This window comes from Streptomyces sp. NPDC005393 (assembly GCF_040606675.1).
GTDB lineage: Bacteria > Actinomycetota > Actinomycetes > Streptomycetales > Streptomycetaceae > Streptomyces.
The window spans coordinates 457,078-471,045 of sequence record NZ_JBEXFG010000002.1 but is presented as its reverse complement, the minus strand read 5'-3'; the positions used below and the strand labels follow the sequence as shown (position 1 = coordinate 471,045).

General features: G+C 69.4%; 5 protein-coding genes, 1 tRNA gene and 2 rRNA genes. 7 read left to right on the top strand and 1 reads right to left on the bottom strand.

Annotated elements, in window-relative coordinates; all coding sequences use genetic code 11:
• The 4 genes from ABZS71_RS04500 to ABZS71_RS04485 all read left to right on the top strand — a co-directional run.
• A 23S ribosomal RNA gene (locus ABZS71_RS04500) occupies nucleotides 1–284 on the top strand; the annotation flags it as partial.
• 71 nt (nucleotides 285–355) lie between these two features.
• Nucleotides 356–472, top strand: a 5S ribosomal RNA gene (rrf, locus tag ABZS71_RS04495).
• Nucleotides 473–577: 105 nt separating this feature from the next.
• Nucleotides 578–1,276, top strand: coding sequence for a DegT/DnrJ/EryC1/StrS family aminotransferase (locus ABZS71_RS04490; protein ID WP_356207520.1), 699 nt, complete (start codon nucleotides 578–580; stop codon nucleotides 1,274–1,276).
• 60 nt (nucleotides 1,277–1,336) lie between these two features.
• Nucleotides 1,337–1,409: transfer RNA gene (locus ABZS71_RS04485), tRNA-Thr, on the top strand.
• Between the two features lie 86 nt (nucleotides 1,410–1,495).
• Here the strand turns inward: ABZS71_RS04485 and ABZS71_RS04480 are convergent.
• Nucleotides 1,496–4,123, bottom strand: a complete 2,628-nt coding sequence (locus ABZS71_RS04480; RefSeq protein WP_356207553.1) for a SpoIIE family protein phosphatase — start codon at nucleotides 4,121–4,123, stop codon at nucleotides 1,496–1,498.
• Nucleotides 4,124–4,386: 263 nt separating this feature from the next.
• On the opposite strand from ABZS71_RS04480, the gene ABZS71_RS04475 reads away from it, so the two are divergent.
• The 3 genes from ABZS71_RS04475 to ABZS71_RS04465 all read left to right on the top strand — a co-directional run bounded on the left by ABZS71_RS04475 (nucleotide 4,387) and on the right by ABZS71_RS04465 (nucleotide 13,860).
• Entirely contained in the window at nucleotides 4,387–9,933 is a 5,547-nt protein-coding gene (locus ABZS71_RS04475) for a HAMP domain-containing protein (protein WP_356207518.1), read from the top strand.
• A 275-nt stretch (nucleotides 9,934–10,208) separates the two neighbouring features.
• Nucleotides 10,209–10,886, top strand: coding sequence for a response regulator (locus tag ABZS71_RS04470; RefSeq protein WP_020868040.1), 678 nt, complete (start codon nucleotides 10,209–10,211; stop codon nucleotides 10,884–10,886).
• Between the two features lie 172 nt (nucleotides 10,887–11,058).
• The gene (locus ABZS71_RS04465) at nucleotides 11,059–13,860 is read left to right on the top strand and encodes a DNA translocase FtsK (RefSeq protein WP_356207517.1); all 2,802 of its coding nucleotides are present in this window, start codon (nucleotides 11,059–11,061) and stop codon (nucleotides 13,858–13,860) included.
• Nucleotides 13,861–13,968: the final 108 nt, after the last annotated feature.

Below are 13,968 nucleotides of genomic sequence, written 5' to 3'. Positions count from 1 at the left end.
CGCTGTGCGCGTAGGAGTCTTGAGAAGGGCTGTCCCTAGTACGAGAGGACCGGGACGGACGAACCTCTGGTGTGCCAGTTGTCCTGCCAAGGGCATGGCTGGTTGGCTACGTTCGGGAGGGATAACCGCTGAAAGCATCTAAGCGGGAAGCCTGCTTCGAGATGAGGGCTCCCACCCACTTGATGGGTTAAGGCTCCCAGTAGACGACTGGGTTGATAGGCCAGATATGGAAGCCGGGTGACCGGTGGAGTTGACTGGTACTAATAGGCCGAGGGCTTGTCCTCAGTTGCTCGCGTCCACTGTGTAGGTTCTGAAGTAACGAACCGTGTCTTTGTCCGGTTCATCTTCATAGTGTTTCGGTGGTCATTGCGTTAGGGAAACGCCCGGTTACATTCCGAACCCGGAAGCTAAGCCTTTCAGCGCCGATGGTACTGCAGGGGGGACCCTGTGGGAGAGTAGGACGCCGCCGAACAAACATTGCAGAGAGCCCTGTCGGGAACTTCGGTTCCGGACAGGGCTCTCTTCTGTTGCGCTGCGGGCCACTCGGTGTTCATGTTGCGTGGGCACCATGCCGGTCATGGGGATTCCTACGGATGAGCTGTTGCATGAGCTGGCCCGGGCCGGTGTACGACCGGGCGACGAGGTCGTCGTGCCGTCCTACGGCACAGCCGAAGCGGCGGAAGCGGTGCTACTGGCCGGCGCGAGGCCGGTGTTCGTGGACATCGACGCCCACACCTTCTGCATAGACCCGGCCGCGGTGGCCGAGGCATTGACGCCCCGGACCGCGGCGATCGTGGCCATACACACCTTTGGACACCCGGCCGACATGGCGCGCCTCACCGAACTGGGGCAGCGGCACGGTGTGCTGGTGATCGGACACGGGGCGCAGGGCGAGCCCGCCGCGGACATTCTTCGGCGCCAGGCGAACGCGGCCTATCTGGACGGGAAGCTGCGCGGGGTCATCACGCCCGCGGTGACCTCCGGCATGGAACACACCTACCAGCAGTACGTCGTTCGGGTTCCCGGCAATGGCCGGCCGGACCGCGACGCCTTCGCCCGTACGCTGCGCTCTCGCGGCGTCGTATGCCATGTGCCCGTACAGACGCCCGCGCACCGCACCGCGCGGTTCCGGCGCGATCTGTGGCTCGCGGAGACGGAGCGGGCGGCCGATGAGTGCCTGGCGCTGCCCGTCGATCCGTCGATGTCGCGGCGGGAGTTGCAGCGCGTGGTGTCGGCCTGCAACGCGCTCGGCGGGCTGCTGCAGTCAGCCGCCTGAGCCGCCGGGGCGGCGGTCGAGAGCGCACTCGAGTTCGGGTATGATCTATTCCGTTGCCGCGCCCCAATAGCTCAGTCGGCAGAGCGTCTCCATGGTAAGGAGAAGGTCTACGGTTCGATTCCGTATTGGGGCTCTTATACGAAGGCCCCCGCCAAGTGGCGGGGGCCTCCGTCGTGTTCGGACCTCCGGGCGGGGGCAGCGCCCCCGCCCGGTCGGACGTCAGGAGTCGCGCGGCTTGGGGACGCGCATCGCCAGGATCGCCATGTCGTCGGACGGCGGCTCCGCCGCGAACCGCTCGACCGCGCGCAGCACCCGGGCGGCCACCGCGCCCGCGGTGAGCCCGGTGCAGGTCGTCAGCACATCGACCAGGCCGTCGTCGCCGAGCATCCTGGTGCCCTCGCGCCGCTCCGTCACCCCGTCGGTGACGCACAGCAGGACATCGCCGGGGTCGAGCGTCACCGTCTGTTCGTACAGCTCGAGGTCCTCCATGACGCCGAGCAGCGGTTGGGGCTCGGCCGCCGCCTGCACGGAGCCGTCCTGGCGCAGCCGGAGCGGCAGCGGATGTCCGGCGCAGACGACCTTGAGGACCGCGCTGCCGTCGTGCTGTGGCCACAACTCCCCGTAGAGGAGGGTCAGGAAGCGGCTGCGGGCGCCCTCGTCGAGGATGGCCGCGTTGAGCCGCTCCAGGACCGCCGGGCCGCCGAAGCCCTCGCGGGCGAGGAGGCGCAGCGCGTGCCGGGCCAGGCCGGTCACCGCGGCGGCCTCCGGGCCGGTGCCGCAGACGTCGCCGATGGCGAAGCCGTACGCCCCGTCGCGGATCGGGAAGACGTCGTAGAAGTCGCCGCCGACCTCGTTGCCCTCGCCCGCCGCGCGGTAGATCACCTCGACCTCGACGCCGGAGACCTCCGGCAGCTCGGGCGGCAGCAGACTGCGCTGCAGGGACTGGCTGATGGCGGTGCGCTCCGAGTACAGCCGGGCGTTGTCCAGCGCGAGGGCCGCCCGGCGGGAGAGGTCCTCGGCGAGCTCCAGGTTCTCCTGGCGGAAGTGCTCGTCGGTGGGCTTGCCGAGGGCGAGCATGCCGATCACGCGGTTACGGGCCACCAGGGGCAGCACGACGGTCTCGCCGCCGACCGCGGAGGCGGTGGCGAGCGAGGCGCCGGGGCCGGAGGAGGGGCGGGCGGAGTCGCCGAGGCTGAGGCCGCGCAGCGAGGTGCGCAGGGCCGCGGCGTGGGCCGCGTCGTAGGGGCCGGACCAGCTGCGGGCGCCGCCGGTGGGCACTTGCTCCGGTGGGTCGATCTTCATCAGCAGGGCCTTGAGCCCGTCGATCCGGTCCTCGTCCTCGTGCAGGACATACGAGAGCTCGGGGTCGGACACCTGGTCGGCGACCGTATAGACGGCGCACCAGCTGGCCAGGGTGGGCACCGTCATCTGGGCCATGAGGGCCAGCGTCTGGTCGCGGTCCAGGGTGCCCGCGAGGAGGTCGGACGCCTCGACGAGGAAGGAGAGGGAGCCGCGGCGCAGCCGCTCCAGCTCGGTGAGGCGGGCGCGCTCGACGGCGAGCGCGATGCGGTCGGCGGCGAACTGGAGCCGTAGCGCTTCTTCGTTGCTGTAGCGGCCGGGGGCCTCGGCGGCGACGCCGAGCGAGCCGGTGAGCCGGCCCTCGACCTTGAGCGGGACGGTGACGACGGAGCGCATACCGGTGTTCACCAGCAGCGGCACGGCGCCGGGCACGGCGGACAAGTCCTCGTGGACGGCGGGCATCCGGGCCGAGCCGTAGCGGCCGGTGCCGGCCTCCACGGGAACGCGGGCGAAACGCTGGCGGGCGGAGGGCAGCCCGGTCGAGGCGCGCACCTCCAGCTCGGTCTCGTCGTCGGTGGCCAGCAGCAGATAGGCGGCGTCGCCGTCGAGCATGTCGCGGGCGCGCTCGACGGTGCGCTGGAGCAGCCCGTCGAGGTCATCGGGGGCCGGGGAGCCGATGAAGACCTCGAAGGCGTCGGAGGCCGGACCACGCTCCGCGGCGTCGCCGGTGTCGGCCGCCACGCCGCGCAGCGGGCTCTGCAGTACGGCGCGCTCGCGTTCGCGCGCCAGCAGGCAGATGGTGGAGGGCTCACCGTCGGCATCGCGGACGCGCAGGTGGGAGGCGTAGACGGGGGCGACCCGGCCATCGGCGCCCCGGATGCCGTACGACCCCTCCCAGCGGGAGAGCCGGAGCGCCTCGGCGACGCCCGTACCGGTGCCGGGGGTGTGCGGCCAGGCGGCGAGGTCGGTCAGCGGCTTGCCGACGACCTGTTCCGGGATATAGCCGAACAGTTCCTGAGCATCGTCGTTCCAGGCGCTGACAAGGCCGCTGCTGTCGACCTGGACGACGGCGACCCGGACCCGGGAGTCGGCGATGGGCAGGGCGCTGGAGGGCAGCGCCGGCCCGGCGGCCCGGGTGCCGGCCGGGCGGTCGGGGAAGTCGAGCTGGAACCAGACCAGCTTGTGGGTGGCCGTGTACTCCACGCCCCAGCGGCCGGCGAGCGCGGCGCACAGCAGCAGTCCGCGGCCGCCCTCGCGGTCGGGATTGCCGAAGTGGTGGCCGGGGTTGCTCTGCAGCGGCAGCTCGCGCTCGGGGTAGCGGTCGGCGACCTCGACGCGGACGCCGGCGTCCGCACGGATGCACACTACATCGGCGGTCGTACCGGCGTGCACCACCGCGTTGGTGACCAACTCGCTGGTGAGGACGACGGCGTCGTCGACGATGTCGGTCAGGCCCCACCCCTGCAGGGTGTCCCGGACGAAGGTGCGGGCGGAGGCGACCGAGCGTCCGACCGGCTCGAAGGTGGCGGCTGCCCGCGCGGTGATCACAGGTCTCCTCATATGTGTCTCGGCGATCTGCTCACCCATGTCGCACACCCATGTCGCAGCGCCCCTCCGATGCCCTGGCCGGATGCCAGGTTACTTACCTCCACGGCCCTCGCGAATGCCGGTCGGCACTGATTCCACCCAGAGTGTGCTGTCTACGGTGTGCGATGCTGCCGAACTGTTATGGCCTGGTGGGGCCATGGTGAAACACTGGGCAAGCTTGAAGAGGAACCCGACGAGGATGGTCAACCCTGCGGGAGGGACACGTGGAGTCTGGCGCAGCGGCGCGGGGCACGAATACGCGCGCGAAAGGCGGACGGTCCCGAAGCAACGGGACGACCCAAGTGGATACGGCGGCCCTGAACCGGCTGCTGACCGCGATGACAGCCATGCGGGACGGAAACTTCCGCAAGCGGCTGACGGTCTCGGGCGAGGGCGTCATGTCCGAGATCGCCGCGGTCTTCAACGAGGTCGCGGACCGGAATCTGCAGCTGACCGGCGAGCTTGCCCGGGTGCGGCGGGTGGTCGGCCGCGAGGGCAAGCTCACCGAGCGGCTGGAGACGGGCGCCTGTGAGGGCCAGTGGGCCGCGGCTATTGACGCGTCCAACGCACTGGTGGACGATCTTGTACGGCCGGTGTCCGAGGTGGGCCGGGTGCTGTCGGCGGTGGCCGAGGGCGACCTGGAACAGCGGATGGACCTGCGCGCGCAGGGCGCCGACGGCTCGGCGCACCCGTTGCGCGGTGAGTTCCTCAAGGTGGGGCGCACGGTCAATGGCCTGGTGGACCAGCTGTCGGCGTTCACCGACGAGGTGACGCGGGTCGCGAGCGAGGTCGGCACCGAGGGCAAGCTGGGCGGTCAGGCCCGGGTGCGCGGAATGTCGGGTTCCTGGAAGGATCTGACGGAGTCCGTCAACACGATGGCGTCCCGGCTCACCGCACAGGTGCGTGACATTGCTCTCGTGACGACGGCGGTGGCGAAGGGCGATCTGTCCCGGAAGGTCACGGTTCACGTGGCCGGGGAGATGCTCGAACTGAAGAACACCGTCAACACGATGGTGGACCAGCTCTCCTCGTTCGCCGCCGAGGTGACGCGGGTGGCCCGTGAAGTGGGCACCGAGGGCGAGCTGGGCGGCCAGGCGAAGGTGCCGGGCGTCGCGGGCGTTTGGAAGGACCTGACGGACTCGGTCAACCTGATGGCCGGGAACCTGACCGCGCAGGTGCGCGGGATCGCTCAGGTGACGACGGCGGTCGCCAATGGTGATCTGTCGCAGAAGGTCACGGTGAGCGCACGCGGCGAGGTCGCGCAGCTGGCCGACACGATCAACACCATGACGGAGACGCTGCGCACCTTCGCGGACGAGGTGACGCGGGTGGCCAGCGAGGTCGGCGCCGAGGGGCTGCTGGGCGGTCAGGCGCAGGTGCCGGGTGCGGCGGGAACGTGGAAGGATCTCACCGATTCGGTGAACACCGCGTTCCGTAACCTCACCGCGCAGGTGCGGGACATCGCTCAGGTGACGACGGCGGTGGCGAACGGTGATCTGTCGCAGAAGGTCACCGTCGATGTGGCCGGCGAGATGCTGGAGCTGAAGAACACCGTCAACACGATGGTCGACCAGCTCCAGTCCTTCGGTGCCGAGGTGACCCGGGTGGCCCGGGAGATCGGTGTCGAGGGCGAGCTGGGCGGTCAGGCGCAGGTGCCGGGTGCGGCGGGGACGTGGAAGGATCTCACCGATTCGGTGAACACCGCGTTCCGTAACCTCACCGGGCAGGTGCGCAACATCGCTCAGGTGACGACGGCGGTGGCGAACGGCGATCTGTCGCAGAAGGTCACCGTCGACGTCTCCGGCGAGATGCTCAAGCTGAAGAACACCGTGAACACCATGGTGGACCAGCTGTCCTCATTCGCCGACCAGGTCACGCGGATGGCGCGGGACGTGGGCACCGAGGGCCGGCTGGGCGGCCAGGCCCGGGTGGACGGCGTCAGCGGCACCTGGAAGGACCTCACCGACTCCGTCAACTCCATGGCGGGGAACCTGACCTCGCAGGTGCGCGGTATCGCCCAGGTGACGACGGCGGTCGCGCGAGGCGATCTGTCGCAGAAGATCGAGGTGGACGCGCGCGGCGAGATCCTGGAGCTGAAGAACACCATCAACACGATGGTCGACCAGCTCTCCGACTTCGCGGAGCAGGTGACCCGGGTCGCCCGTGAGGTGGGCACGGACGGCCGGCTGGGCGGTCAGGCGCAGGTGCCCGGTGTGGCGGGCGTCTGGCGCGATCTGACCGACTCGGTGAACGGTATGGCGGGCAATCTGACCGCCCAGGTCCGTAACATCGCCCAGGTCGCCACCGCGGTTGCGCGCGGTGACCTCTCGCAGAAGATCGACGTCGACGCGCGCGGCGAGATCCTGGAGCTGAAGAACACCCTCAACACGATGGTCGACCAGCTGTCGTCCTTCGCGGAGGAGGTCACCAGGGTTGCCCGCGAGGTGGGCACCGAGGGCCAACTGGGCGGCCAGGCCGAGGTGCAGGGCGTCTCCGGCACCTGGAAGGACCTGACCCAGTCCGTCAACGGCATGGCCAACAATCTGACGTCGCAGGTGCGCTCCATCGCCGAGGTGACGACGGCGGTCGCCAAGGGCGATCTGTCCAAGAAGATCACGGTCGATGCCAAGGGCGAGATCCTGGAGCTCGTCACCACCGTGAACACGATGGTGGACCAGCTGTCGTCCTTCGCCGAGCAGGTCACCCGGGTGGCCCGTGAGGTGGGCACGGAAGGGCAGTTGGGCGGTCAGGCGCGGGTGCCGGGTGTCACCGGCATCTGGAAGGACCTGAGCAACAACGTCAACCTGATGGCCAACAACCTGACCATCCAGGTGCGCAACATCTCCCAGGTCTCGGCCGCGGTCGCCAACGGCGATCTGACGAAGAAGGTGACGGTCGAGGCGCGCGGCGAGGTCGCGGCGCTGGCCGACACCGTCAACACCATGGTGACGACGCTGTCGTCGTTCGCCGACGAGGTCACCCGGGTGGCCCGCGAGGTCGGCACGGACGGCATCCTCGGCGGCCAGGCGCGGGTGCCCGGCGTCTCGGGGACCTGGAAGGACCTCACCGAGTCCGTCAACTCGATGGCGTCCAACCTGACCGGGCAGGTCCGCAACATCGCGATGGTCACCACGGCGATCGCCCAGGGCGATCTGACCAAGAAGATCGATATCGAGGCGCGCGGCGAGATCCTTGAGCTGAAGACCACGATCAACACGATGGTGGACCAGCTGTCGTCCTTCGCCGACCAGGTGACCCGGGTGGCCCGTGAGGTGGGCACCGAGGGGCAGCTGGGCGGCCAGGCGCGGGTGCGTGACGTGGCCGGCACCTGGAAGGACCTGACCGAGTCGGTGAACGAGATGGCCGGCAACCTGACCCGTCAGGTGCGCGCCATCGCCGAGGTCGCCACCGCGGTGACCCGCGGCGATCTCAATCTCAAGATCGACGTGGACGCCTCGGGCGAGATCCAGGTCCTCCAGGACCACATCAACACCATGATCGCCAACCTGCGCGAGACGACGCTCGCCAACAAGGAGCAGGACTGGCTGAAGGGCAACCTGGCCCGGATCTCCGGTCTGATGCAGGGGCGGCGCGATCTGGAGGACGTCGCGCGGCTCATCATGAGCGAGCTGACCCCGGTGGTCTCCGCCCAGCACGGCGCGTTCTTCCTGGCCGTGCCGATCGGCGAGGGCACCGAGGTCGTCGCCGACAGCACCGCCGAGGAGGGCTACGAGCTGCGTCTGATCGGCTCCTACGGCTACTCCATCGGCTCGATGCCCACGTCCTTCAGGCCCGGCGAGACCCTTATCGGCACGGTCGCCGAGGAGAAGCGCCCGATCCTGGTGGAGAACGTGCCGCCGGGCTATCTCAAGATCGCGTCGGGGCTTGGAGAGGCTGCCCCGGCCCATGTGATCGTGTTGCCGGTGCTCTTCGAGGGGCAGCTGCTCGGCGTGGTCGAGCTGGCCTCGTTCCAGCCCTTCGCCCAGATCCAGAAGGACTTCCTCAACCAGATCGCCGAGATGATCGGCACCAGCGTCAACACCATCAGCGTCAACACCAAGACCGAGGTGCTGCTCAAGCAGTCGCAGGAGCTGACCGAGCAGCTGCGGGAGCGGTCGGCCGAGCTGGAGAACCGGCAGAAGGCGCTCCAGGCGTCCAACGCGGAGCTGGAGGAGAAGTCCGAGCGGCTGGCCCGTCAGAACCGCGACATCGAGGTCAAGAACACCGAGATCGAAGAGGCCCGGCAGGTGCTGGAGGAGCGTGCCGAGCAGCTCGCCGTCTCGATGCGCTACAAGAGCGAGTTCCTCGCCAACATGTCGCATGAGCTGCGCACCCCGCTCAACTCGCTGCTGATCCTGGCCAAGCTGCTCGCCGACAACGCGGACGGCAATCTCTCGCCGAAACAGGTGGAGTTCGCCGAGACCATCCACGGCGCGGGCTCGGATCTGCTCCAGCTGATCAACGACATCCTGGATCTGTCGAAGGTCGAGGCGGGCAAGATGGACGTCAGCCCGACCCGGATCGCCCTGGTCCAGCTCGTCGACTATGTGGAGGCCACCTTCCGGCCGCTGACCGCCGAGAAGGGCCTGGACTTCTCCGTACGGGTCTCGCCGGAGCTCCCGTCCACGCTGCACACCGACGAGCAGCGGCTGCTGCAGGTGCTGCGCAATCTGCTGTCCAACGCGGTGAAGTTCACCGACACCGGCGCCGTCGAGCTGGTCATCCGGCCGGCGGGCACGGATGTGCCCCACGCCATCCGCGAACAGCTGCTGGAGCACGGCGCGTTGCGTAACCCGGACGCCGATATGATCGCTTTCTCGGTCACCGACACCGGTATCGGCATCGCGGCCAGCAAAATGCGGGTGATCTTCGAGGCGTTCAAGCAGGCCGACGGCACGACCAGCCGTAAGTACGGCGGCACCGGCCTCGGTCTGTCCATCAGCCGGGAGATCGCCCGGCTGCTCGGCGGTGAGATCCACGCGGCCAGTGAGCCGGGCCGCGGCTCGACCTTCACGCTCTACCTGCCGCTGCACCCCAGCGAGCTGCCGCCCCACGGCTACCCGCAGCTCGCCCCCGGCAGCGCCAGGCCCGGCACCCTGGCGCTGGAGGCGCGCGACACCGGTGCCGAGGAGTCCGCGGAGGACGGTGCCGCGGCGGACCGGGAGGCCGGGCAGGACGCCTCCGCCGCGGCGCAGCGCGGCCGCGGCGGCTCCGGGCTCTTCCGGCGGCGCCAGCGGGCCGAGCTGGAGGCACTACAGGTCTCCGAGCCGCAGCCGCGGGAGCAGATCATGGGTCGCTCTGTGGGGCGCCGGGCGGCCGGACGGCAGTCGCAGGCCCCCGAGCCGTGGCTGTTGGGCGGCCAGGACCTGGTGGCGCCTGAGCCGGTGGGTGGTTTCCACGGCGAGAAGGTGCTGATCGTCGACGACGACATCCGCAATGTGTTCGCGCTGACCAGCGTGCTGGAGCAGCACGGGCTGCAGGTGCTCTACGCGGAGAACGGCCGGGAGGGCATCGAGGTCCTGGAGCAGCACGACGATGTGGTGCTCGTCCTGATGGACATCATGATGCCGGAGATGGACGGTTACGCCACGACGGCCGCGATCCGCAGGATGCCCCAGTTCGCCGGGCTGCCCATCATCGCGCTCACCGCGAAGGCGATGAAGGGCGACCGCGAAAAGAGCATCGAAGCGGGCGCGTCGGACTATGTCACCAAGCCCGTCGACACCGATCATCTCCTTGCGGTGATGGAGCAGTGGATGTCAGAGGAGTGACCGGGCGGGACACCGGGCCCGGTCGTGGTGTTGACTGACTGTCGCCGAACACGTGTGGGAACGCGGTATTCGGGGAACCTTCTGGTCTCCCACCGCGTTTCTGCTACGTGCACAGTGACATCGCGGTGACAGGGTGTGGCGAACAGCGGGGTGCGGCTACCATGACCGGCACAAGGACGGGCGGCGCAAGGGCGTCGTCCCCTGGGGCGGCGCCCGGTGCTTCCCCCCGCTCTTCGAGCTGGGGAGACCCCAAGCCGGGACGAGGAGGACGGGGCATGGTGCAGAAGGCCAAGATCCTCCTGGTCGATGACCGGCCGGAGAATCTGCTGGCGCTGGAGGCCATTCTCTCCGCGCTCGATCAGACCCTGGTACGGGCATCGTCAGGGGAAGAAGCGCTCAAGGCGCTGTTGACGGACGACTTCGCGGTGATCCTGCTGGATGTCCAGATGCCGGGCATGGACGGTTTCGAGACCGCGGCGCACATCAAGCGCCGGGAGCGGACCCGCGATATTCCGATCATCTTCCTCACGGCGATCAACCACGGTCCGCACCACACCTTCCGGGGCTATGCGGCCGGCGCGGTCGACTACATCTCCAAACCGTTCGACCCCTGGGTGCTCAGAGCCAAGGTCTCGGTCTTCGTCGATCTCTACATGAAGAACTGCCAGCTGCGGGAGCAGGCGTCGTTGCTGCGGCTGCAGTTGGAGGGCGGCCAGCCCGCCGCCGGGGAGGCCAAGGAGTCGGCGGGGCTGCTCGCCGAGCTGTCCGCGCGGCTCGCCGCCGTCGAGGAGCAGGCCGAGGCGCTGTCCAAGCAACTGGACGAGTCGGCCGACGCCGCCGCCGTGGCCACCGCGGCCCATCTGGAGCGCAAGCTGACCGGCCTGCGGCGCGCGCTGGACGCGCTGGAGCCGGGCGCCGGCAGCGGAGCCGGCCAGGTCCCCTCGCAGAACTGAGCGGTCACCGCCGCCTCACCCCGGTCTCCCATCGCCGACCGGTCACCAGCCCTTTGACATCCTGTCACGGTCGTCTCACGCCTCGTCGGTGCGCGAACCGGGTGTGACGCCAGTGGTGCCTGATACCCCCGCGATACGTGCTCCGTGCGGCGGACGCGGGTAATCTCGCCCCATGGCCTCTCGTACGTCCGGCAAGGGTTCCCAGAGCACGGCGGGCACCTCGAAGAAGCGCGCCGGGCAGCCCGGAGGCGCCGCGCAGAAGTCCCCAGCGAAGAAGGCGGCGGCCAAGAAGGCGCCCGCCAAGAGGTCCGCCGCGCCCGTGAAGAAGGCCGCCCCGAGGAAGGCCGCGCCGCCGGCGGCGCCGAACCCCACCAGCGGGGTCTACCGCGCCGTGCGCGCCGTGTGGATGGGCCTGGCGCGCGCCGTCGCGGCATTGTTTCGCGGCATAGGACGTGGCGCCAAGGGACTCGATCCGGCCCATCGCAAGGACGGCAGCGCGCTGCTGCTGCTCGCGCTCGCCCTGATCGTCGCCGCGGGCACCTGGTCGAATCTGGACGGACCGGTTGGCGATCTGGTCGAGATGCTGGTCACCGGCGCCTTCGGCCGCCTCGACCTGATCGTGCCGATACTGCTGGGCACCATCGCCGGCCGGCTGTTCCTCCACCCCGAGCGGCCCGAGGCCAACGGACGCATCGTCATCGGCCTGTCGGCGCTGGTCATCGGCGTCCTCGGGCAGGTGCACATCGCCTGCGGGGCGCCCGGGCGCGGCCAGGGCACCGAGGCGATCCAGGACGCGGGCGGTCTGATCGGCTGGGCCGTCTCCAAGCCGCTGATCTACGCGATGAGCGAGGTGCTGGCCGTACCACTGCTGGTGCTGCTCACCGTCTTCGGACTGCTGGTCGTCACCGCGACACCGGTCGCCGCCATTCCGCAGCGGCTGCGGCAGCTGGGCATCAGGCTCGGCCTGGTACAGGACGACGAGAGCGCCTACGCCGCGGACGCCGAGTACGCCGAGGAATGGCGCGAGACGCCCGCCAGGCGGCCTCGGAGGACCTCGCCTGCCACCGAGGGCCCGGACGGCGGGAGCGGCCCGGAGCAGGACGATCAGGAGGCGCTGCGCAAACGCCGGCGGCCGCGCCGTGCGTCGTCCGCGCAGCCCGCGCTGGACCGCCCCGTGGACGCCGTGGACGTGGCGGCCGCCGCTGCCGCATCGCTGGACGGGGCCGTCCTGCACGGCGTACACCCCTCGCCGCTCGTCGCCGGGCTCAGCAGCGGGATCTCGGGCGAGCGCGACACCGGCGACGGCAGCGGCGGGGTGCCGACCGCGCGGGACGCCGATCAAGCGCCCGGGGAGGCCCCCCGCAAGGCGGCGGGCAGGAAGGGCCGTACGGGCGGCGCCGGGGAAGCGCACCGGTCCGTCGTTCCCGATCTCACCCGGCCCGCCGTCGAGACGAGCGAGCCGCTGCCGCCGCGCGCCGAGCAACTCCAGCTCTCCGGCGACATCACCTACTCGCTGCCCTCGCTCGACCTGCTGGAGCGCGGCGGCCCGGGCAAGACGCGCAGCGCCGCCAACGACGCCGTCGTGGACTCGCTGACGAAGGTGTTCACGGAGTTCAAGGTGGACGCCGCCGTCACCGGCTTCACCCGCGGCCCGACGGTCACCCGGTACGAGGTGGAGCTGGGCCCGGCCGTGAAGGTCGAGCGGATCACTGCGCTGACCAAGAACATCGCGTACGCGGTCGCCAGCCCCGATGTGCGGATCATCAGCCCGATTCCCGGCAAGTCGGCGGTCGGCATCGAAATCCCCAACAGCGACCGCGAGATGGTCAACCTGGGCGATGTGCTGCGCTCGGCGGACTCCGTCGGCGACGACCACCCGATGCTCGTCGGCCTCGGCAAGGACGTCGAAGGGGGCTATGTGGCGGCCAATCTGGCCGCCATGCCGCATGTGCTGGTGGCGGGCGCAACCGGTTCCGGTAAGTCGTCCTGCATCAACTGCCTGATCACATCGATCATGATCCGTGCCACCCCGGACGACGTCCGGTTGGTCTTGGTCGACCCCAAGCGCGTGGAGCTGACCGCGTACGAGGGCATTCCGCATCTGATCACACCGATCATCACCAACCCGAAGCGGGCCGCCGAGGCGCTCCAGTGGGTCGTGCGCGAGATGGATCTGCGCTACGACGACCTCGCGGCGTTCGGCTTCCGTCATATCGACGACTTCAACGCGGCCATCCGCAGCGGCAAGGTGAAGCAGCCCGAGGGCAGTGAGCGGGAGCTCAAGCCCTATCCGTATCTGCTCGTGATCGTCGACGAGCTGGCGGACCTGATGATGGTCGCGCCGCGGGACGTCGAGGACTCGATCGTGCGGATCACCCAGCTCGCGCGGGCCGCCGGGATCCATCTGGTGCTGGCCACCCAGCGTCCTTCCGTGGACGTCGTCACCGGTCTGATCAAGGCCAATGTGCCCTCGCGGCTCGCCTTCGCCACCTCCTCGCTGGCCGACAGCCGCGTGATCCTGGACCAGCCCGGCGCCGAGAAGCTGATCGGCAAGGGCGACGGCCTCTTTCTGCCGATGGGCGCGAACAAACCGGTCCGGATGCAGGGCGCCTATGTCACCGAGACCGAGGTCGAGGCGGTCGTCGCGCACTGCAAGCAGCAGATGGCGCCCGTCTTCCGCGATGACGTGACGGTCGGGACGGCGAAGAAGAAGGAGATCGACGAGGACATCGGCGATGATCTCGATCTGCTGTGTCAGGCCGCTGAGCTGGTGGTTTCCACCCAGTTCGGCTCGACATCCATGCTTCAGCGCAAGCTGCGGGTGGGTTTCGCCAAGGCGGGGCGGCTGATGGATCTCATGGAGTCGCGCGGGGTCGTCGGACCGAGCGAGGGCTCCAAGGCGCGCGATGTGCTCGTCAAGCCGGACGAATTGGATGGCGTGCTCGACGTGATCCGCGGTAAGGCTCACTCGTAAGGGTTCGGTGGGCAACCGTTTCCCCTGCCGAGACGTCAAGTTGAGGGAGGTGGCGGAGTGAGAACCCATAATCATGCTCGCAGGGCAATCCCGATGGCGGACAAACTC

Bases quoted from the DNA above. Each gene is read 5' to 3' on its own strand.
- ABZS71_RS04470 (WP_020868040.1), top strand. From the start codon at position 10,209: ATGGTGCAGAAGGCCAAGATCCTCCTGGTCGATGACCGGCCGGAGAAT.
- ABZS71_RS04490 (WP_356207520.1), top strand. From the start codon at position 578: ATGGGGATTCCTACGGATGAGCTGTTGCATGAGCTGGCCCGGGCCGGT.
- ABZS71_RS04465 (WP_356207517.1), top strand. From the start codon at position 11,059: ATGGCCTCTCGTACGTCCGGCAAGGGTTCCCAGAGCACGGCGGGCACC.